Here is a 20425-nt window from a genome sequence, read left to right as displayed (position 1 = left end):
GCCACCTCGGCCACCGGGAGCACCTCGACCGTCGGGCCGTCGGCCGCGGTCAGATCCCGGGTGAGCTGTTGCCAGCGCAGCATGATCGACCCGGTGGGGTGGTGGGTGGTCTCCAGCCAGTTGGCGATCGGGGACCCGTCGCGGCCCGGTGGCCGAGCGGAGATCACGAACCGCATCACGCCGTCGTCGTCGGTGACCGCCTGCGCCTTGGTCAGCGAGGTCTGGTGGGTCTCGTAGTCGGTGGAGGCGTACCAGTCCGAGCCGATCTGGATGGCCTGGTAGGCGCAGTCGTCGCAGCGGGGGACGGTGACGATCATCGCCTCGTCCTCGGCGAGCTCGTAGTGGCCGATCGAGGAGAACTGGGACGACAGGCTGCCGGGCGTGGAGGCCGGGGTGGTGAGGGTGTTGACCGGCTCCTTGTACTGGAAGAAGTGGGGGAAGGCGAACCAGGTCTGGATCGAGCCGACGAGGGAGCGGGCGGCGACCTCGTACTTCTTCTGCAGGGTCTCCGCGGAGAGCGGACGGCGGGCCTGGCCGAGGGTGTCGGTGCGCTCGATGGTGAGCGTGCCGCGCGCCTCGGTGTCCCAGTTGTTGAAGACCTCGCGCACGATCAGCGTCTTGGCGCCGGGCTCGGCCGTGTAGCGCAGCTCGAAGTTGCCCTCGGCGTCGATGTCGAGGGAGCGGTCGTCGATGGCCAGCATCGAGGTGGCCGCCGACGACGCCGAGTACATGCCGCCCATCACCTGGAAGGACAGGTCGGCCGACGTGCCGCGCCGGCCGCGGACGACGTACTCGACGCCCTCGCGCAGGTAGGCGTTGAAGTACATCGCGTCGGGGTTGTCCAGGCCCTGCTTGGAGTACTGGTGGGTGGGGTTGACGAACACCGGCTGGTCGAGGTCGTAGTCGAAGGCGTTCTGCATCGCCATCCGGATCCGGCCCGAGAGGTACTCGTAGCCCTCGAGACGGTCGGCCTCGGTGCGGATGAACGGCGCGTTGGCGACGAGCTCCTCGGCCTCGGCGATGGCGGCCTGGAGCGCGCCGGTGAGGTTGAGGGACTCGCTCACGGGTTCACCTTCGCGATCACGTTCTCGGCGAACTGCTCGAGGTGGCGGATCTTCGGGTCGAGCGTCTCGGTGTCGGGGCCGACGATGTAGGGCACCCGGAAGCCGACGATGCAGTCGGTGACGCCCTTGTCCTCCAGCCGCTTCACCCCGTCGGGGGTGTAGGCGTCATAGGAGATGACGTGGATCTCGAACTCGTCGGGGCCACGGGTGTCACCCTCGGCCTTGCGGATCTCGGCCAGTCGGGCCAGCAGCCGGTCGAGCTCCTCGCCGTCGCCACCGGCGTGCATCCAGCCGTCGCCCTTGCGCACCGCACGCTTGAGGGCGGCGTCGGAGTGACCGCCGACCAGCAGCGGGACCTTCTGGGTCGGGGCGGGGCACTGCTGGATCGGCGCGAAGCTGTAGAACTCGCCCTCGTAGCCGAAGAACTCCCCCGAGGTCAGGCCGCGCAGGATGTCCATGCACTCGTCCATCCGCTTGCCGCGGCGCTCCCACGGCACGCCGAGGGTGAGGAAGTCCTCGGGCCACGGGCTCAGCCCGACACCGAGACCCAGCCGGTTGTCGCTCATGAACGCCAGCGAGGAGACCTGCTTGGCGAAGAGCACGGGCGGGCGCACCGGCAGCTTGAAGACGAACGGGGTCAGCCGCAGCGTGCTGGTCACGGCGAAGAGCTGGGCGCACAGCACGGTGGCCTCGATGAACTCCTTGCCCTGCAGGAACTCACGGTCCCCGGTGTCGGTGTAGGGATAGCGGGAGTCGGACTCCTCGGCATAGAGGATCGAGTCCGCCACCGTCATCGACGTGTAGCCGGCTGCCTCGGCAGCCTGGGCGAGGGGGGCGTAGTAGGAGGCCTGCGTCATCGCTTCGGCGTAGGTGAACCGCATGGCGACACCCTAGAACCTGTTCTAGCAATGTGCCAGAGTAGTCCCATGCCGCTGCCGACCGAGCGCCCGCCGGGCCTGGACTCCGTCTGGACGACCCGCCTGATCAAGTACGGCGCCAGGATCAACACCCGCGTCTTCCAGCTCAGCCGCGGCCGGGTCGGTGGCACCTGGCGGATCGGCGGCGGCTGGAAGAAGCCCGTCCCGATCCTGCTCCTGGACCACGTCGGACGGAAGTCCGGTGAGACCTTCACCGCTCCCCTGGTCTACCTGCGCGACGGCGAGCGCCTCGTCGTCGTCGCCTCCCAGGGCGGCCTGCCCAAGGACCCGCAGTGGCTGCACAACCTGCGGGCGCGGCCCGACACCACGGTGCTGCTCAAGGGCGGTCGGCGCCAGGTCCGGGCACGGGTCGCCGACCCCGAGGAGCGGGCCACGCTGTGGCCGCGCCTGGTCGACCTGTACGCCGACTTCGACACCTACCAGTCCTGGACCGATCGACAGATCCAGGTCGTCGTCCTGGACCCGCGATGACCGAGGCCGAGGAGCGTGGAGCGCTCGCCCTCAACGACCGGGCTGCGATCACCGACGCCCTGATCCGCTACACCCTGGCCGTCGACCTGGATCGCTGGGACGACCTGGACGAGGTCTTCACCGCCGACGCCCAGATCGACTACTCCGAGTCCGGCGGCATCGTCGGCGCCCTGCCCGAGGTCAAGCCGTGGCTGGCCGCCAACCTCCCGGCCTTCTCCCACCGCCGGATGCACACCCTGGGCCAGGTCGCAATCACCTTCGCCGAGGCCTGGCCCGCCGACGCCGCGACCGTGATCGCCTACTTCCACAACCCGATGATGATCAGCGACGGCCTCGGCGGCGAGCGCCTGGTCGAGGTCGGCGGGCTCTACCACCACGACTTCGTCCGCACCGAGGCCGGCTGGCGCAGCCGCCGCCTGCACGAGCAGGTGGTCTGGACCCGCGGGTTCTGAGGCACCATGACACGAGGGCCGCACAGATCCCTGTGCGGCCCTCGTGGCGTCGTGGCTGTGTGCCGACTCAGTTGTAGGTGAGCCGGACCGTCTCAGAGGCCGGGACCGCCTGGCAGCCCAGGCGCAGGCCGTCCTCGAGGTCACCCTTGTCCAGGATCTCGTTGCGCAGCATGGTGACCTCGCCCTCCAGGAGGCGGAAGGCGCAGGCACTGCACTCGCCCTCGCCGCAGGAGTAGGGCGAGTTGACGCCCTTCTTCTCCAGGTAGTCCAGCAGCGTGGTGCCGGCGTCCCAGTCGTCGTACTCGTAGACGTCACCGTCGAGCTCGACCACGACGTGGGTGCCGGCGCCTGCCTCGGCGACCGCGGCGTCGTCGGTGACGGCGGCGTCGGTGGACGCCTCGGCGACCTCCTCGGCCACCTCGGCCGGGGCGTCGTGGGCAGCACCGAACGGGTTGCCGCCCAGGGAGATGAACTTCTCCTGGTGGCGGCGCTCGCGCGGGAACTCGAGCTCGCGCAGCGCGTCGACGGTGGCCTTCATGAACGGGGCCGGGCCGCAGACGAACGCACTGAAGTCGGCGTACTGGGCGGCGAAGGCCTTGAGCTGGGCCTGGCTGGGCAGACCCTGCACCGACTCCAGCCAGTGCACCACGAGGACGCGGTCGGGGTGGAGCGACGCCATCTCGGCGAGCTCGCGGGCGAAGATCACCGACGACTCGTTGCGGTTGGCGTAGAAGATGACCAGACGACCGGTGCCCTCGGCGAGCGCGGTGCGCGCGATCGAGATGATCGGCGTGACCCCCGAGCCGCCGGCGAAGAGCAGCAGGTCGAGGTCGTACGACGCCGGGGTGAAGACCCCGCCGGGCGGCAGCACCTGGAGGGACTGGCCGGGCTTGACGTTGTCGCAGATCCAGTTCGACGCGTAGCCCCCCTCCGTGCGCTTGACCGTGATCGCCAGCGGCCCGTTGTCATGCGGGCTCGACGACAGTGAGTAGCACCGTGCCGCAACCCCGGTCTGGTCGCTGGGGACGGCAACGGTCAGGAACTGGCCTGCGCGGTAGGCGAAGGCCTCAGCGTGCTCGCCCGGATCCAGGACAACGGTGCAGGCATCCTCGGTCTCGGCAACGACGTCGAGAACCGTGAGGTGGAACGAATGCTCAGTCAACACCTAATCCAATCGGGAGGGAGCCGTCAGCGACGGCTGCATTGATACTTTCGTATATTCTTGAGCATCCGCCCTGGATGGAGCGACGTGGCCCCTCGGGAATCCGCCTGGTGAGATCAGGACAGGCGGCTTCCGCTTCGGCGGTCCACTGCACGGACGTCATGTGATCACTGTTCTTCCGCACCCCGACACGCGCGAGACAGTCCAGACAGGCGACCTCGGTGAGGCCGTCTGCCGTGTAGCGCTCGCGGTCAGCCAGGGTCTCCGGGCTGGTCGGGGTGAAGGAGGCCATCAGTGCGACGCGCCCTCAAGCTCAGCCTGCTTGCGCAGGTTCTCGGCGACCTCGTTCTGCCAGAACTCGTTCGCCTTGGTGGTGTCGACCTCGAACTCGAAGCGAGCCGTCATGTCGGGCTCGACGTCGGCGACGTCGACGTAGAACTGCTCGTACCAGCGGCGCAGCTGGTAGACCGGACCGTCCTCCTCGCACAGCAGCGGGTTCTGGACGGGCACCTTGTTCTGCCAGATGTGGACGTCCTGGAGGAAGCCGGAGCCGAACATCTCGGCGTACTTCTTGCCGATGAAACGGGCGGTCTTGTCGTCCAGGCCTTCAGGCTTCTTCACCGTGATGCCGTACTGCAGGATGAAGGAGTCGGGGCCGGTGGGCAGGTGGGAGTTGATCAGGATGACCTCGGTCTTGAAGCCCTTGTAGTCGACCTCGAGCCAGTTGACCATGTACGCCGGGCCGAAGTAGGTCGCCTCCGAGGTGAGGAACATGTCCGCGTCTCCGTACCCCTCGGTCTTGTCCGGCCGACCCTTGGACTGCATGTACTGCGTCGCCTGGGTGCCCTCGAAGACGTTGCGGAAGCTGGTCGGGAAGGCGAAGTGCACGTAGTAGAAGTGCGCCATGTCGACCACGTTGTCGATCAGCTCGCGGCAGTGCGAGCCCTCGATCGGGACCTCGTGCCAGAACCACTCGGTGTAGAGGTCGGTGCCGACCCCCTCGAGCTGCGGCGGCAGCAGGTCATGGTCGGCGGCCGACCCCTCGGGGTCGTGCCAGACCAGCAGCTGGCCGTTGCGCTCGGCGGTCTCGTAGCGCAGCGTGCGCGCGCGCAGCGGGACCCGGCGGGCGTACGGGATGGACTTGCACTTGCCATCGCCACCCCAGCGCCAGTCGTGGAACGGGCAGGCGACCTCGTCGCCCTTCACCTCACCCTGGGTCAGGTCGCCGCCCATGTGCCGGCAATAGCCGTCAAGCACGTTCAGAGCCCCCTGGGTGTCGGCCCACACGACGAGCTTCGTCCCGAAGGAGCTGATGGCGTGCGGCTTTCCGTCTTTGAAGGTCTCGGCCATTCCGAGACAGTGCCAGCCGCGCGCAAAACGCACGGGCTGCGATCCGAGATCGAGGCTACGCGTCTTCGTGCGCGCGCCGGGGGCAGCTGTATCACTCATCGGGACCATCTCCAGTCGACCAACGTCGTAGCGAAAAGTTGAAACGTGTTCTAGTTTTATCACATGCGCATCGCCTTGACACCGGCCCAGGAACAACTTCGCGCCGAGCTCCAGGAGTACTTCGGTCAGCTGGTCACCCCCGAGATCCGCGCCGGGCTCGCCTCGGCCACCGGTGAGTTCGGGGAGGCGGGCGTCTATCGCGACGTCATCCGCCAGATCGGCGCCGACGGGTGGCTGGGGATCGGATGGCCCACCGAGTACGGCGGCCAGGACCGCTCGATGGTGGAGCAGCTGATCTTCACCGACGTCGCCGCCGTCGCCGGGGTGCCGATCCCCTACCTGACCCTCAACACCATCGGGCCCACGATCATGCGGTACGGCTCCGACGACCAGAAGGACTTCTTCCTGCCCAAGATCCTCGCTGGGGAGCTGCACTTCTCGGTGGGCTACTCCGAGCCCGGCTCGGGCACCGACCTGGCCTCGCTCAAGACCCGCGCCGTCCTCGACGAGGGCACCGGCGAGTGGGTGATCAACGGCCAGAAGATGTGGACCTCCCTGATCCAGTACGCCGACTGGATCTGGCTCGCCGCCCGCACCGAGCCCGACCAGCCCCGCCACCGCGGCCTGTCGATGATCCTGGTGCCGGCCACCTCCGAAGGCTTCTCCTACACCCCGGTGCACACCGTCGCCGGGGTCGGCACGTCGGCCACGTACTACTCCGACGTCCGGGTCCCGGCCGAGAACCTGGTCGGCGAGCGTGGCGGCGGCTGGCGGCTGATGACCACCCAGCTCAACCGCGAGCGCGTCGCGCTGACCTCCTCGGCCGCGACCGTGCACTCGCTCCAGCTGGTGCGGGAGTGGGCCGCGGCGACCAAGCGCCCCGACGGCTCGCGCGTGATCGACGCCGAGTGGGTCCAGATCCTGCTCGGCCGTGCCCACGCCCGGGTGGAGGCACTCAGCCTGATCAACTGGAAGCTCGCCTGCGAGATCGACACCCTCTCGCCGGCCGACGCCTCGGCGACGAAGGTCTACGGCTCCGAGCTCAACACCGAGATCTACCGCGCCCTGATGGAGATCGTCGGCCCGCACGCCACCACCGCGAACGGCACCGGCACGGTGCTCGCCGGCCGCCTGGAGCGCTATGCGCGCTCCTCGCTGGTGATGACCTTCGGCGGCGGCACCAACGAGATCCAGCGCGACATCATCAGCCAGGTCGGCCTCGGCCTGCCCGCCGCCCGGCGCTGACCCGCCCGCTCACCGTACAGACCAGGAGAGACCGATGGACTTCACCTTCAGCACCGAGGCCGACGAGGCGGCGGCTCTGGCCGCCCAGATCGCTGGCGAGAAGGTCACCCCCGAGCGGGTGCGCGAGCTCGGCACCACGCCCACCCCGCACCACGACCCCGACCTGTGGCAGACCCTGGGACAAGCGGGCCTGCTCGGCCTGGCCGTCCCCGGCGAGTACGGCGGCGCCGGACTGGGACTGATCGAGGCGGCCCGCGTCGTGGTCGAGCTCGGACGTGTCGTCGCGCCCGTCCCCGCTGCGACGCACGTCGCCGCCACCGTGGTGCTGGCCGAGGGCGCCCGCCAGCAGCGCATCGCCGAGGTGCTGCGCAGCGCCGCCGACGGCTCGACCCTGCTCACCGTGGCCCTGGCCGAGGACTTCGACCACGCGCCGAGCCGCCCCGAGACGACCGCAGCCGAGAGCGGCGCCGACTGGATGCTGCACGGCGCGAAGACCGGGGCGCGGGCCGGGATGGAGGCCGACGCCTTCCTGGTCCCGGCCCAGACCCCGACCGGCACGGCGGTCTTCCTGGTCCACGCCGACGACCCCGGCGTCACCCTCGACCCGGAGCGGATCATCGACGGTGACACCACCGCCCGGCTCCACCTCGCCGGCGTCAGGGTGCCCTCGGACCGCCTGATCGGCGACGCCGAGGGCGGCACCGCCACCCGGCTGGCCGAGCTGACCACCGCCCTGACCTGCGCCGAGCAGCTCGGCGTGTGCGAGGGAGCGATCGCACTCACCGCGCAGTACGCCGGTGAGCGCGAGCAGTTCGGCCGCCCGATCGGCACCTTCCAGGCCGTCTCCCAGCGCTTGGCCGACGGCTACATCGACACTCTCGGAGCCCGCCTCACCCTGTGGCAGGCGCTGTGGCGGCTGGCCGAGGGCCTGCCCGCGACGGTCGAGGTCGCCACCGCCAAGCTCTGGGCCGCCGACGCCGGTCACCGGATCGCGCACACCTGCGTGCACATCCACGGCGGCGTCGGGATCGACCTCGACGGCACCGCGCACCGCTACTTCACCGCGGCGAAGCGCTGGGAGTTCGCCGGAGGCGGCACCACCGAGCAGGCCCGCCGGATCGGCGCCGTGCTGGCGGGGCAGAGCTGATGCGGACCCGTGCCGCCGTCGTCACCGCACCCGGAGCGCCGTTCGAGCTGGTCGACCTCGACCTCGACGAGCCCCGGGCCGACGAGGTGCTGGTCAAGATGGTCGCCACCGGGCTGTGCCACACCGACCTGACCATGACCACGATGCTGCCCGCCGAGATGTTCCCGAACGTCTTCGGTCACGAGGGAGCGGGTGTGGTCGAGGCCGTCGGCGACGACGTCACGGGGATCCGGGTCGGCGACCACGTCGTGCTGAGCTTCCGCTCGTGCGGGGCGTGCCCCAAGTGCGAGGCGGGTCGGGTCGGCTACTGCGACTCCTCGCTGATGCTGAACTACATGGGCACGCGGATGGACGGCTCCACCACCTACACCCGCGACGGCACGCCGGTCTTCGGCAGCTTCTTCGGACAGTCCAGCCTGTCGGCGTACGCGATCGCCTATGCCGACAACTGTGTGGTGGTCGACCCGAGCCTCGACCTGACCCGGCTGGCCCCGTTCGGCTGTGGCTTCCAGACCGGGGCCGGCACCGTGCTCAACGTGCTCTCCCCCGGCCCCACCGACTCCCTCGTCGTCTTCGGCGCGGGAGCGGTCGGGCTCGCGGCGATCGCCGCGGCGGCGGGTCTGCGCGACCACAGCGGCCTGGGTTCGTTGATCGCCGTGGACCCGAACCCCGAGCGGCGAGCGCTGGCCGAGCGGTACGGCGCGGTCGCCCTGGACACCACCGGTGACCCGGTCGCCCGGATCAAGGAGCTGACCGGCGGCGGCGCCTCCGCCGCGATCGACACGACCGCAATCAGCGACGTCGTGCTCCAGGCCCAGCACTGTCTGACCAGCGGCGGCACCGTGGTCGCCCTGGGGCTGGGAGCGGAGAACTACACCTTGGACGCGATCGACCTGCTCCAGGCGGGCAAGACCGTGAAGGCCTCGATCGAGGGCGACTCGGACCCGCAGTCGATGGTGCCGCACCTGATCGACCTGGCCCGCCAGGGCGCCTTCGAGGTCGACCACCTGATCCGGACGTACCCGATCGACGACCTGGCCAGCGCCGTGGCCGACACCGCCGCCGGCAGGACGGTCAAGCCCGTCCTGCTGTGGTGAGCCGACAGCGCTGAGCCCAGCAACGCGGCGAGCCTGGGGACCATCACCGATCGGTGATGGTCCCCAGGCTCGTCACAGGGAGCTCAGCCGCTTGACCGTCGCCTCGTACTCGGCGATCAGGTCGCGCATCACCTGCTCGACCGGCCGGACGTCGTTGAGCCGGCCCACGATCTGACCGACCGGCATCGAGACCACGTCGGGGTCGCCGGCGGCGTTGATCCGGTTGTGCGCGTCGGAGACGAGCAGGTTCTGCAGCGGCATCGGCAGCGGCGCCGGAGCACCGTCGGCGGCCCAGGCGTCGGTCCACTTCGACTTGAGCAGCCGGGCCGGCTTGCCGGTGTAGATCTTGGCGCGGACGGTGTCCGAGGAGGTCGCCCGGGTGAACGCCTCCACCCAGCCGGCGTGGGAGTTGAGGGTCTGGTACTCCTCGGTGGAGAGCCAGATCGAACCGGTCCAGGCACCTTGGGCGCCCAGCGCGAGGGCGGCGGCCAACTGGCGTCCCGAGCCGATCCCGCCCGCGGCGAGGACCGGGACACCCGGGCCGACAGCGTCGACGATGTCCGGCACGAGCACCATCGTGGCGACCTCACCGGTGTGCCCGCCGGCCTCATAGCCCTGGGCCACGATGATGTCGACGCCGTTGGCGACGTGGGAGGCGGCGTGCTTGGCGGCTCCGGCCAGGGCGGCGACCTTGACGCCGTGCTGGTGGGCCAGCTCGATCACGTCGGCCGGCGGGGTGCCGAGTGCGTTGGCGATCAGCACCGGGCGGTGCTGGAGGGCGACGTCGACGTGCGAGCGGGCCATCGAATGCAGCCAGCCGAGCACGCCCTCGCGGCCCTCGCCCTCCGGCAGCGGCGGGATGCCGAGCTTGAGCAGGGTCTCGTCGACGAACTTCTTGTGCTCCTCGGGGATGTAGGACGACAGGTCCGTCGAGGTCCCCTCCTTCGGCACCGTCATCGGCATCACGACGTCGACGCCGTACGGCTTGCCGTCGGTGTTGTCATCGAGCCAGTCCAGCGCCTCGTCGAGCTCGGAGGCGTCGTTGAACCGGACCGCGCCCAGGACACCCAGGCCACCCATCCGCGAGACCGCGGCGGCGACGTGCTGGGACGGGGTGAAGGCGAAGATCGGGTACTCGATCCCGAACAGATCGCAGATGTCGGTGTGCATCAGACGGAGGCTCCTTCGATGGGGAGGGAGGCCAGGGCGAGCTCCTTGGCCGCGGGGTACTGGGCCTTGCCCGCGGCATTGCGCGGGACCTCGGCGACCAGGGTGAGGAAACGGGGCAGCTTGTAGCCCGAGAGGTGGGCGCGCAGGAACGTCCGCAGCTCGTCGAGCTCGAGGGTGGCGCCCTCGCGCGGCTGCACGACGGCGGCGACGGTCTGGCCGTACTTCTCGTCGGGCAGGCCGACCACCAGGGCGTCGTAGACGTCGGGGTGGAACTTGATCGCCGCCTCGACCTCCTCGGGGTAGACCTTCTCCCCGCCGGTGTTGATGCAGTTCGAGCCACGACCCAGCAGCGTGATCCGGCCCTCGCCCTCGATCCGGGCCATGTCGCCGGGGATCGAGTAGCGCTCGCCGCCGATGGTGAGGAAGGTCTTCGCCGACTTCTCCGGGTCCCGGTAGTAGCCCACCGGGACGTGGCCGCGGCGCGCGGTCCGGCCGGTGCGGCCGATGTTGGCCGGGTCGTGGATGTCGATCGGCTGGTCGTCGTCGTCCAGGATCGAGGTGTGCGCCCCGGCGGTCACCACCGGACCGTCGGTCGACAGCGCGCTGGCGTCCTGCAGGCCGGTGCCCTGGAACCCGGTCTCCGAGGAGCCCACGGAGTCGGTGAAGACGGCGTTGGGGAACGCCTTCATCCAGCGCTCCTTGACCGGCTTGGAGAAGATCGCCGCACTGGAGGCGATCGCGAAGAGGGTCTGGCCGTCGAAGTCGCCCGCGTCGTAGGCGTCGATCAGCGGCCGCGCCATCGCGTCACCGGTCATGAACAGCATGTGGACGCCGTACTTGTCGACCAGCTCCCAGGTGCGGACCGGGTCGAACTTTGGCTCCAGCAGCGTGACCTGCCCGGCGAAGAGGTGCATCAGGAGGCTGGCCTGCGCACCGCCGTGCATCAGCGGGCTCAGCGGGAGCGTGACCAGGCCCGGCTCGGTGGCCTTCTTGGACTGGTCGTACTCCCCCAGCATCTCGCCGGTCATGAAGTCGATGCCGCCGCCCAGGACGCGCCAGAAGTCCTCGTGGCGCCACATCACGCCCTTGGGGAACCCGGTCGTGCCGCCGGTGTAGATCACGTGGATGTCGTCGGCACTGCGGGGCCCGAAGTCGCGCTCGGCGGACTGGCCCGCGAGCGAGTCGGCGAGCAGGACACCGTCGTACGCCGCGATGGCGCTCCGCTCGGTCTGGCCCACCTCGTCCATCGGGTTCGGCACCGCGACGATGGTGTGCAGCCGGTCGAAGCCGCGCACCACGTCGGCGACCAGCGGGGCGTAGACCTCGTCGTGGACGAGACCGACCAGGTCGGCGTTGTCGAAGATGTACTCCAGCTCGCCTGCCACGTAGCGGTAGTTGATGTTGATCGCGACGGCCCTGACCTTGAAGATGGCCAGCAGCGCGATCACATGCTCTGCGGAGTTCTTCGAGTAGAGACCGACATGATCACCTGCACCGATGCCACGGGAGGCGAGGAAGTGGGCGAGCTTGTTCGACTCAGCCTCGAGCTCGGCGAAGGTGACAGCGTCGTCCCCGACCTGAACTGCGGTCTTGTCGGGGGCGGCGTCGACCGCGTGCTCGAAGAGGTCGGCGATGTTCAGAGCCATGACCGGAGACTAGAACACGTTCCACTTTTTCGCTAGCGTCTCTGTCATGTCGATCACAGAAGTTGCAACGGCCAGCGGCGAGGAAGGTCACGTCCCCCACGCCCTCATCGAGCAGGACGGTCACAAGCTGATCGTCACCCTCAACCGTCCCGAGGCGCGCAACGCCCTCTCCACCGAGATGCTCGCCCTGATGGAGCAGGCCTGGGAGCGGGTCAACAACGACCCCGAGATCCGGGTCTGCATCCTCACCGGCGCCGGTGGCTACTTCTGCGCCGGCGCCGACCTGAAGAAGATGGACTCCAAGCCGCCGAGCGAGTCCTTCGAGGACGGCAGCTACGACCCGTCGGTGATCAAGTCGCTGCTCAAGGGCTTCCGCCTGACCAAGCCGCTGATCGCGGCCGTCGAGGGCCCCGCGATCGCGGGCGGCACCGAGATCCTGCAGGGCACCGACATCCGGATCGCCGGGGAGTCGGCCCGCTTCGGCATCGCCGAGGCCCGCTGGTCGCTCTACCCGCTGGGCGGCTCCGCGGTCCGGCTGGTGCGCCAGATCCCGTACACGATCGCGCTCGACCTGCTGCTCACCGGACGCACGATCAAGGCCCCCGAGGCCCGCGAGATCGGCCTGATCGGCCACGTCGTCCCCGACGGCCAGGCCCTGGCCAAGGCGCACGAGATCGCCGACCTCATCTGTGCCAACGGCCCGCTGGCCGTCCAGGCGATCCTCAAGACGGTGCGTGACTCCGAGGGCAAGCACGAGAACGAGTGCTGGGCCGCCGATGCCGCCGCCGGGGCCGCGGTCTTCGCCTCGAACGACGCCAAGGAGGGCCCGCGGGCCTTCGCCGAGAAGCGCACGCCGAACTTCACCGGCTCCTGAACGACGAACGCCGGCTCCTGCACCCGATCGTGGATCGGGGCGGGAGCCGGCGTCGCGTGCGTGCGGGTTACTTCACCCGGCCGAAGACGATCACCTTGGCGCGGGGCTTGTAGCCGGCGCGGGAGAAGGTGACCTTGACGACCAGCTTCTGGCCCTTGACCGTGCGCGGGATCGCGAAGCGCTTGCCGGCGCCGACGGCCCTGCCGTTGAGCAGCCAGGTGTAGCCGACCTTCACGTGCTTGCCGGCCTTGGCCTTGGCACCGACGATCGAGACCCGCTTGCCGGCCTTCGCCTTGCCGTGCTTCTTGCCGTAGGACTTGATCCACGACTTCGGCATCGTGGCCAGACGCGGCGTGCAGGTGGCCGGGTTGCCGACGACACCGATCGAGCCGAGCTGGTCGTAGTTCGTCCGGTTCGGGGCGGTGGCGACCATCGACACGTACAGGCCCTGGCCGACCAGGGTGGCCGAGGGCGTGTAGCTGGTGCCGCGGGCGCCGGCGATCGCCTTCATGCTGGACCGGGTCGCGCCGGCGTACCACTGGTAGGAGACGCTGCCGTTGGAGGGCAGGTCGCTGAACGGGGTCGGCTTGAAGGTGGTCGTGTGACCGGCGCAGGGCAGGTACCCGACCGTGCCGGTGGTCGACTGGGTGAACTTGTTCTGCGGGTTGTGGATCGCGTTCGCCAGGGTCAGCGTCAGGGCGCTGCCGTTGACCGTCTGCTTGGTGGCGTTGGCGTAGCTCTGCGTGATGCTCCACTGGCCGTTGGGCTCCTTGTGCAGGTAGCCCCAGCTCGACGCCTGGCCGTAGCCCGAGATGTAGTCGGTGTCGACCACGGCGATCGCGTAGCTGCCGGAGGCGACAGCGCTCGACGCGGTGAAGGCACCGGCCGAGGAGGTGTACGCCAGCGCCTTCGGCGCACCGACGCCGTTGACGCAGTCGGTCGTGCAGGCAGCGACCTGCACGCTGGCGGCAGCGGCTCCCGTGCTGCCCTTCAGCGTGCCCTTGAACGTGACGTTCGCAGCCTGCGCCGCACCCATGGTGGTGGCCACCAGCACCGTCGATGCTGCTACAGCCAGTGCTGCTGTTGCGGCGATGGGCCGCCCGAGAAAAGTCCCCACTGTTACTCCATCCGAGAGTCGTGTCCGACCCCCGAGCATGCCTCATGAAAGCAAAATCTGAAAAGTGGGTAAGAAGAATCGGGCGGCCCGCCCTCAGCGCGCGTAGGTCAGCCGCAGTGCCTTCTTGTCGGGCTTCCCCAGGGCCGTCATCGGGATCCCGTCGGCCGCGATCACCCGCTTGGGCACCTGCACCGAGCCCTTCCTCTCCTTGACCAGAGCCTGGATCTCCTCGACCAGGGCGTCGGCGAGATCGCCTCCGTCACGCAGCACCACCACGGCCGTGACGGTCTCGCCCCAGTGCTCGTCGGGGGTGCCGATCACGCTGACCTGGCCGACCGACGGGTGGGTCGCGATCACGTCCTCGACCTCGCGGGGGAAGACGTTGAAGCCGCCGGTGACGATCATGTCCTTGGTCCGGTCGACGATGTACCAGAACCCGTCCTCGTCGGCCTTGGCCACGTCACCGGTGTGCAGCCAGCCGTCCCTGAAGGTCTCCGCGGTCGCCTCGGGCATGTTCCAGTAGCCGCCGGCCAGCAGCGGTCCGGCCACGCAGATCTCGCCGGGCTCCCCCGCCGGCACCGGCTCGCCGTCGGCGCCGAGCAGCGCCGCCCGCAGGAACGCGCTCGGTCGGCCGCAGGAGGTCAGCCGCTCCGGGGTGTGCTCGCCCTTGCCCAGGTAGGAGATCACCATCGGAGCCTCGGACTGGCCGTAGTACTGCGCGAAGATCGGACCGAACCGCTCGATCGCCTCGGCCAGGCGGACCGGGTTGATCGCGGCCGCCCCGTAGTAGACGGTCTCCAGGCTGGACAGGTCCCGGGTGCGGGAGTCGGGGTGGTCGAGGATCGCGTAGAGCATGGTCGGGACGACCATCAGCGAGTTGATCCGCTTCTCCTCGATCAGGCGCAGCACGTCGGCCGGATCGAACTTCGCCTGCACGTAGAGGGTGCCGCCGCGCAGCACGGTGGGCACGAAGAACGCCGCCCCGGCGTGCGAGAGCGGGGTGCACATCAGGAACCGCGGCTCGGCGGGCCACTCCCACTCGGCCAGCTGGATCTGCGCCATCGTCGCCATCGTCCGCGCGGTCCCGATCACGCCCTTCGGCTTGCCGGTCGTTCCCCCGGTGTAGGCGATCGAGACGATGTGGTCGGGCGCCAGCAGGCGGGCCTCGACCGGACCCGGGGTGTACGTCGACGCGGCCGCGACCAGGTCGGTGCCGACCTCCTCCAGGCCGGCCGGGACCGGACCGATGGTGAGCACGGTGGTCAGGCCCGGGCACAGCTCGAGCAGGTCGATCGCACGCTGGGTGAAGACCGGGTCCACGATCAGGGCGCCGATCCCGGCGTCGTTGATCACGTAGGCGTGGTCCTCCAGGGAGCCCATCGGGTGCAGCGCGGTGCGCTGGAATCCCTGGGTCTGGCCGGCGCCGAGGATGAACAGCACCTCGGGCCGGTTCGGGGCCAGCAGTGCCGAGGCCGAGCCGGTGCCGACGCCGTGGGCCTCGAAGGCCTGGATGTACTGCGAGATCCGGTCGGAGACCTCGCGGCCGGTCAGGGTGACATCGCCGAGGTGGATGACGGGGCGATCCTTGTGCCGCTTCAGGGCCGCCGCCATCAGGTGGCCGTTGTGGGTGCCCCAGCGCAGGGTGTCGGTCATGCGTGCTCTCCTGAGGTGGAAGGGATGGTCGGTCGGCCGGGTTCGGCCAGCGCGTCGCCGCCGATGGCGGTGGTGCCGGTGGCCTCGATCTGTGCGCGTGCCCATTTGGGCAGGATCATCACCGCCTCGGCCTCGACGCAGGCGACGAGCTCGCCGGTGGCGGCGTCGGGGGCCAGCACGACGCCACGGACCAGGGTCTTGATCCCCTCGCCGCGCTCGACGTGGGCCTCGAACCGGAGCCGGCCCAGCGGCGTCGGTCGGCGGTAGCGCAGGGTCAACTGGCCGGTCATCCCCGGCGTGCCCGCCGACGCCGCCGCCTCACCGACCATCTGGTCGAGCAACAGCGCACTGATCCCGCCGTGCACCAGGCCGGGCGGCCCCTCGAACCGGGCACCGAGGTCGGCCTCGGCCCAGACCGAGCCGGGTGCTTCTTTGGTCACCTTCAGCGGCACCGCCATCGCATTGCGTACGCCGACCACCGGGTTGCCCCACGACCGGGCGTGCTCGTCACCCAGCCGGACGCCGAACGGTCCGGGGAGCTGGCGTTCACGCAGCCGGGCGGTGGCAGCCTCGATCTCAGCGCGAGCCCTCTCCAGCTCGGTCGGCTCCACCTCGGAGCGGATCGCGGCGTCGATCAGGTCACGGACCGCCTCGATCAGCGGGGTGACCCCGGCCGCCTCGACCGCCACCTCGGCGGCGGTGAGGGTGTCGCGGGTGTAGCCGCTGCGCATCGGTGCGTACGGGTCGCTCATGCCAGACCCTCCCGCAGCGGGATCGCCGTCGGGTAGACGGTGCGGGTGTCGAGGTAGCAGTGCGTGCCGGGGTAGATCGTCGACATGCAGACGTTGCAGTGGATGCACTGCGACGACACGGTGCGGTCCTTCTCGATCCGGGCGATCAGATCGGGCTCGCGCAGCAGCGCCCGGCCCATCGCGACGAACTCGAAGCCCTCTCCCATCGCCGTCTGCATCGCCGGGAGGTCGGTGACACCGCCGAGCAGGATCAATGGGAGGTCGAGCGCCGCCCTGAACTGGCGGGCCTGCTCCAGGAAGTAGAGCGGCTGCCACGGGTACTCCTTGAAGAACCCCTTGCCGACCATCGTGAGGCCGACCTTGAGCACACCCGGCATGGGCATGTTCTCGACCATCTCCTTGACCGGCGCGCCGCCGCGGAACAGGTACATCGGGTTCATCAGGGACGAGCCACCGGTCAGCTCCAGGGCGTCGAGGTGCCCGTCGGCCTGGAGCATCTGGGCGAACGGGATGGACTCGTCCAGATCGAAGCCGCCGCGGTAACCGTCGCGCATGTTCATCTTCGCGGTCACCGCGATCTGCCCGCCGACCGCCTCACGGACGGCGGCGACGATCCGGCGCGGGAACTCGGCCCGGTTGGCCAGCGAGCCGCCGAAGCCATCCTTGCGCTTGTTCAGCTTCGGGGAGAGGAACGAGCTCGACAGGTAGTTGTGGCCCAGGTGCACCTCGACCGCGTCGAAGCCGACCTCGACCGCCATCCGGGCGGCCTGCCCGTGGGCGGCCACGATCCGGTCGATGTCGGCGACGGTGGCGGCCTGGTGGAACCGCATCGCGAGCGGGTTGAAGCTCTTCGACGGGGCGAGGGTCCCGTAGCCGTACTGGCCGTTGGCGACCGGGCCGGCGTGGCCGATCTGGGCACTCACCTTCGCGCCGGTGCCGTGCACCGCGTCGGTCAGGGTGCGCAGTCCGGGCAGCGCCTCGGGACGCCACCAGATCTGGTCGCCGTGGGTGCGGCCCTCCGGTGCGACGGCGAGGTAGGCGACGGTGGTCATGCCGACACCACCCTCCGCGACCGCGAGGTGGTAGTCGATCAGCCGGTTGCTCACCAGCGCCTCGGGGCTGGCGCCCTCGAAGGTGGCGGCCTTGATCACCCGGTTGCGCAGGGTGATCGGCCCGAGCGTGGCCGGGGCGAGCGGATCGGGGGTCATCGGTGCACTCCTGAGGTGTCGGAGGGGTGGGCGGATCGGCCCTGGCGGGCGAAGGCCCGCATCCGGGCCAGGTAGCGGGGCACCTGCCGGGCCGGCACGCCGCGGGGCCAGGCGTCGGCCCTGAACCAGGCGTCGGAGCCGCCGTCGACGAAGACGACCGAGCCGCACAGGAAGTCGGCGGCACCGCCGAGCATGAAGACCACCCAGTCGGCCAGCTGGCCGGGGTCGCCGAAGCCGCCGACGGGGACCGGGAACTGGCGGATCAGCTTCGCCTCGGCTGGGGTGGCAAGCTGACGCTCCAGCAGCGGGGTCAGGATCGCCCCGGGGGCCAGCGCGTTGAGCCGGATCCCCTCCCCGATCCACTCCGGTCGCACCGCGGTGCGGCGCACCCAGCGGCTGACGGCGATCTTCGAGGCCGCGTAGGCGAAGGTCGGTGCCTGCTTGCCGAACAGGCCGACGGTGCGCAGTGCGCGGTCGCGGCGCCCGGCCAGCAGTGCCCGGATCGCGGCGCCGGGCACCATCGGCACCGTGGTGGCGGAGTTCGAGGAGAAGACCACGACCTTGGCGTTGCCGACCGCCGCCAGAGCGGGTCGCCAGGCGTCGAGGAGCTCGACCACGCCGGCGTAGTTCACCTCCAGGATGAGTCGCGCCCGGTCCTTGCCCGGGGCCGGGCCGAGCCCGGCGGCCAGCACGGCTCCGTCCAGGCGCCCCTCGGCCAGGGCCAGCACCTCGCGGATCGCTCGCGCCCGACCATCGCCGGTGGCCAGGTCGGCGGCGACGTCGGCCTCGGCCAGGTCGACGGTGATCACCCGGTGCCCGGCACCCTGGAGCCGCGTCACCACAGCCTGGCCCATGCCCGAGGCGGATCCGGTGACGACGTACGTGCCCATCAGAGCACCGCCTCGGCCACCGCGCGGACCTCGTCGGCCGAGCGCAGGCTGAGCAGCAGCGTGGTCACGCCGGTCTCCTCCCACTGGGCGAGCTTCTCGCGGACCTCGCCGACGGTGCCGATGATGTGCATGTCGTCGACCAGCTCGTCGGGGATCAGGGCGACAGCCTCGCCCTTGCGACCACCGAGGTAGAGCTCCTGAACGGTGTCAGCGAGCTCGCCGTAGCCCATCCGGGTGAAGACCTCCTTGTGGAAGTTCGCGTCCTTGGCCCCCATCCCGCCCATGTAGAGCGCGACGAAGTGCTTCATCTGGTCCATCACCTGCTGCTTCTCGGCGGCGTCGGCGACGATCTGGAGGTGACACGTGGCGGCGATCTCGAACGTCTCCCGGGTACGCCGGGCACCGGGTCGCGCGAACCCCTCGTCGAGCCACGGCTGATACATCCCCGCCGACCTCGGCGTGTAGAAGATCGGGATCCAGCCGTCGGCGATCTCGGCGGTCTGGGCCACGTTCTTGGGCCCCTCGGCACCGAGCCAGATCGGCAGGTCGGCACGCAGCGGGTACACGATCGGCTTGAGCGGCTTGCCCAGCCCGGTCGCTCCGGGGCCGTCGTACGGCAGCGGGAAGTGCGGGCCGGGGTTGGTCACCGGCGCCTGGCGGGCCAGCACGTCCCTGACGATCCGGACGACCTCACGGGTGCGCGCCAGCGGCTTGGCGAAGGGCTGGCCGTACCACCCCTCGACCACCTGCGGGCCGCTCACACCCATGCCGAGGATCGCCCTGCCGCCACTGAGGTGGTCCAGGGTGAGGGCGTGCATCGCGATCGACGTCGGCGCCCTGCCGCTCATCTGGACGATGCTGGTGCCGAGCCTGACCCGGCTGGTCTGGCGGCCCCACCAGGCCAGCGGGGTGAACGCGTCGCTCCCCCAGGCCTCCGCGGTGAAGATCGCGTCGAAGCCCGACTCCTCCGCGGCCGTGACCAGCTCCTCGACACCGCTCGGCGGCTGTGCGCCCCAATACCCCAGCTGCAAGCCCAGTTTCACTGACGCTCCCTTACGACGACGTGGTGACGACTTCCCCGAACGGGTTGTGCGCCAATACTAGAACGTGTTTCACTTTCTGTCATGGCATCCACGGCATCACGGACCCTCTCGGCCCCAGTGACAGTGGCCTTCGACTACACCCGCTCCGTCGGCCCGGTGCTCGGCCGATTCCTCACCGGACTTCGCGACGGGCAGCTCGTAGGCGCACGACTCTCCGACGGCACGGTGGCAGTTCCGCCGCCGGAATTCGACCCCTCCTCCCACAGTGCGGTCACCGACTTCGTCGATCTGCCCGACACCGGCACCGTCCGGTCGTGGACCTGGGTCGCCGAGCCGGTCGCTGGGCAGCCCTTCGAGCGGCCCTTCGCCTTCGCCCTGATCCAGCTCGACGGCGCCGACACCTCGGTGCTGCACGCCGTCGACGTGGCCTCGCCCGACGAGATCTCTACCGGACTGCGGGTGCGTGCCCGCTGGGCCGCCGAGCGCACCGGCTCGGTCACCGACCTGGTCTTCGAGCCCGAGGCGGCCCCGGCCGGCCCCGCGGTCGTCGCGGTCGGCGGCGAGCCGGTCGCCGAGATCGTCACCCCGACCTCCCTGGACTACCGCTACGCCGCCTCCCCGGAGGAGTCGGCGTTCTTCCGCGGCCTGGCCGAGGGCCGGATCGTGGGCCAGCGCTGCCCCACCTGCGGCAAGGTCTACGTGCCGCCGCGGCCGGCCTGCCCGGTCGACGGCGTCCCGACGTCGGAGGAGGTCGAGCTCGGTCAGACCGGCACCGTCACCACGTTCTGCGTCGTCAACGTGCCGTTCCTGGGCCAGAAGATCACGCCGCCGTACGTGTCGGCGTACATCCTGCTCGACGGCGCCGACATCGCCCTGCAGCACCTGATCCTCGACATCCCCGCCGAGGAGATCCGGATGGGCCTGCGGGTCAAGGCCGTCTGGAAGCCCCGCGAGGAGTGGGGCACGACCATCGAGAACATCTCGCACTTCGCGCCGACCGGGGACCCGGACGCCGACTTCGAGACCTACCGACACCACCTCTGAGAG

At 70.0% G+C, this 20425-nt stretch carries 19 protein-coding genes; 7 read left to right on the top strand and 12 right to left on the bottom strand.

The window, feature by feature from the left end; all coding sequences use genetic code 11:
* Positions 1 to 1064: hypothetical protein (locus Q1V88_RS03175; RefSeq protein ID WP_300677788.1), on the bottom strand; the 1064-nt coding region annotated here is incomplete at its 3' end.
* On the bottom strand, positions 1061 to 1945 hold the full coding sequence (locus tag Q1V88_RS03170) for a TIGR03619 family F420-dependent LLM class oxidoreductase (protein ID WP_300677785.1): 885 nt from the start codon (positions 1943 to 1945) through the stop codon (positions 1061 to 1063). The genes Q1V88_RS03170 and Q1V88_RS03175, both read right to left, overlap by 4 nt.
* A gap of 45 nt (positions 1946 to 1990) precedes the next feature.
* Here Q1V88_RS03170 and Q1V88_RS03165 point away from each other — a divergent pair, with 45 nt between their 5' ends.
* Positions 1991 to 2473, top strand: coding sequence for a nitroreductase/quinone reductase family protein (locus tag Q1V88_RS03165; RefSeq protein ID WP_300677783.1), 483 nt, complete (start codon positions 1991 to 1993; stop codon positions 2471 to 2473).
* Positions 2470 to 2925 carry a nuclear transport factor 2 family protein gene (locus Q1V88_RS03160; RefSeq protein WP_300677780.1) on the top strand — a complete coding sequence of 152 codons (456 nt, stop codon included), beginning with the start codon at positions 2470 to 2472 and terminating at the stop codon, positions 2923 to 2925. Before Q1V88_RS03165 ends, Q1V88_RS03160 begins: the two co-directional genes overlap by 4 nt.
* 67 nt (positions 2926 to 2992) lie before the next feature.
* Here Q1V88_RS03160 and Q1V88_RS03155 read toward each other — a convergent pair whose 3' ends face one another.
* The gene (locus tag Q1V88_RS03155; protein WP_300677777.1) at positions 2993 to 4090 is read right to left on the bottom strand and encodes a ferredoxin--NADP reductase; all 1098 of its coding nucleotides are present in this window, start codon (positions 4088 to 4090) and stop codon (positions 2993 to 2995) included.
* 288 nt (positions 4091 to 4378) lie between these two features.
* Positions 4379 to 5536, bottom strand: coding sequence for a Rieske 2Fe-2S domain-containing protein (locus Q1V88_RS03150; protein ID WP_300677774.1), 1158 nt, complete (start codon positions 5534 to 5536; stop codon positions 4379 to 4381).
* Between the two features lie 63 nt (positions 5537 to 5599).
* On the opposite strand from Q1V88_RS03150, the gene Q1V88_RS03145 reads away from it, so the two are divergent.
* The 3 genes from Q1V88_RS03145 to Q1V88_RS03135 are packed head-to-tail and all read left to right on the top strand — an operon-like array spanning position 5600 to position 9025.
* Positions 5600 to 6781: an acyl-CoA dehydrogenase family protein gene (locus Q1V88_RS03145; RefSeq protein WP_300677772.1), complete on the top strand. Its 1182-nt coding sequence runs from the start codon at positions 5600 to 5602 to the stop codon at positions 6779 to 6781.
* A 34-nt stretch (positions 6782 to 6815) separates the two neighbouring features.
* On the top strand, positions 6816 to 7928 hold the full coding sequence (locus Q1V88_RS03140; RefSeq protein WP_300677770.1) for an acyl-CoA dehydrogenase family protein: 1113 nt from the start codon (positions 6816 to 6818) through the stop codon (positions 7926 to 7928).
* Entirely contained in the window at positions 7928 to 9025 is a 1098-nt protein-coding gene (locus Q1V88_RS03135; RefSeq protein ID WP_300677767.1) for an NAD(P)-dependent alcohol dehydrogenase, read from the top strand. Before Q1V88_RS03140 ends, Q1V88_RS03135 begins: the two co-directional genes overlap by 1 nt.
* 72 nt (positions 9026 to 9097) lie before the next feature.
* On the opposite strand, the gene Q1V88_RS03130 is transcribed toward Q1V88_RS03135, so the two are convergent.
* Together Q1V88_RS03130 and Q1V88_RS03125 are read right to left on the bottom strand one after the other, a co-directional pair.
* Positions 9098 to 10195 carry a nitronate monooxygenase family protein gene (locus Q1V88_RS03130; RefSeq protein WP_300677765.1) on the bottom strand — a complete coding sequence of 366 codons (1098 nt, stop codon included), beginning with the start codon at positions 10193 to 10195 and terminating at the stop codon, positions 9098 to 9100.
* A complete protein-coding gene (locus tag Q1V88_RS03125) occupies positions 10195 to 11841 on the bottom strand; it encodes an acyl-CoA synthetase (RefSeq protein ID WP_300677763.1) in 1647 nt (548 codons plus the stop codon). The genes Q1V88_RS03130 and Q1V88_RS03125 overlap by 1 nt, the downstream gene beginning before the upstream one ends.
* Before the next feature lie 46 nt (positions 11842 to 11887).
* Between Q1V88_RS03125 and Q1V88_RS03120 the strand changes: the two genes are divergently transcribed.
* On the top strand, positions 11888 to 12715 hold the full coding sequence (locus tag Q1V88_RS03120) for a crotonase/enoyl-CoA hydratase family protein (RefSeq protein ID WP_300677761.1): 828 nt from the start codon (positions 11888 to 11890) through the stop codon (positions 12713 to 12715).
* 67 nt (positions 12716 to 12782) lie between these two features.
* Here the strand turns inward: Q1V88_RS03120 and Q1V88_RS03115 are convergent, their stop codons facing one another.
* The 6 genes from Q1V88_RS03115 to Q1V88_RS03090 all read right to left on the bottom strand — a co-directional run bounded on the left by Q1V88_RS03115 (position 12783) and on the right by Q1V88_RS03090 (position 19378).
* Complete coding sequence (locus tag Q1V88_RS03115) at positions 12783 to 13763, bottom strand: hypothetical protein (protein WP_300677759.1); 981 nt, start codon at positions 13761 to 13763, stop codon at positions 12783 to 12785.
* A gap of 162 nt (positions 13764 to 13925) precedes the next feature.
* Positions 13926 to 15485: a fatty-acid--CoA ligase FadD8 gene (fadD8, locus tag Q1V88_RS03110; protein WP_300677756.1), complete on the bottom strand. Its 1560-nt coding sequence runs from the start codon at positions 15483 to 15485 to the stop codon at positions 13926 to 13928.
* Positions 15482 to 16237, bottom strand: a complete 756-nt coding sequence (locus Q1V88_RS03105) for a PaaI family thioesterase (protein ID WP_300677753.1) — start codon at positions 16235 to 16237, stop codon at positions 15482 to 15484. Before Q1V88_RS03105 ends, fadD8 begins: the two co-directional genes overlap by 4 nt.
* Positions 16234 to 17445: an NADH:flavin oxidoreductase gene (locus tag Q1V88_RS03100; protein ID WP_300677751.1), complete on the bottom strand. Its 1212-nt coding sequence runs from the start codon at positions 17443 to 17445 to the stop codon at positions 16234 to 16236. Before Q1V88_RS03100 ends, Q1V88_RS03105 begins: the two co-directional genes overlap by 4 nt.
* A complete protein-coding gene (locus Q1V88_RS03095) occupies positions 17442 to 18335 on the bottom strand; it encodes an SDR family oxidoreductase (RefSeq protein ID WP_300677749.1) in 894 nt (297 codons plus the stop codon). The genes Q1V88_RS03100 and Q1V88_RS03095 overlap by 4 nt, the downstream gene beginning before the upstream one ends.
* Positions 18335 to 19378, bottom strand: a complete 1044-nt coding sequence (locus Q1V88_RS03090; protein WP_300677746.1) for an LLM class F420-dependent oxidoreductase — start codon at positions 19376 to 19378, stop codon at positions 18335 to 18337. The genes Q1V88_RS03095 and Q1V88_RS03090 overlap by 1 nt, the downstream gene beginning before the upstream one ends.
* Positions 19379 to 19459: 81 nt before the next feature.
* Here Q1V88_RS03090 and Q1V88_RS03085 point away from each other — a divergent pair, with 81 nt between their 5' ends.
* Positions 19460 to 20422: a Zn-ribbon domain-containing OB-fold protein gene (locus Q1V88_RS03085; RefSeq protein WP_300677743.1), complete on the top strand. Its 963-nt coding sequence runs from the start codon at positions 19460 to 19462 to the stop codon at positions 20420 to 20422.
* The last annotated feature ends 3 nt before the right edge of the window (positions 20423 to 20425 follow it).

Origin of the sequence: Nocardioides sp. (genome assembly GCF_030150155.1) — a bacterium.
GTDB lineage: Bacteria > Actinomycetota > Actinomycetes > Propionibacteriales > Nocardioidaceae > Nocardioides.
This window is presented reverse-complemented; position numbering and strand designations above follow the sequence as displayed.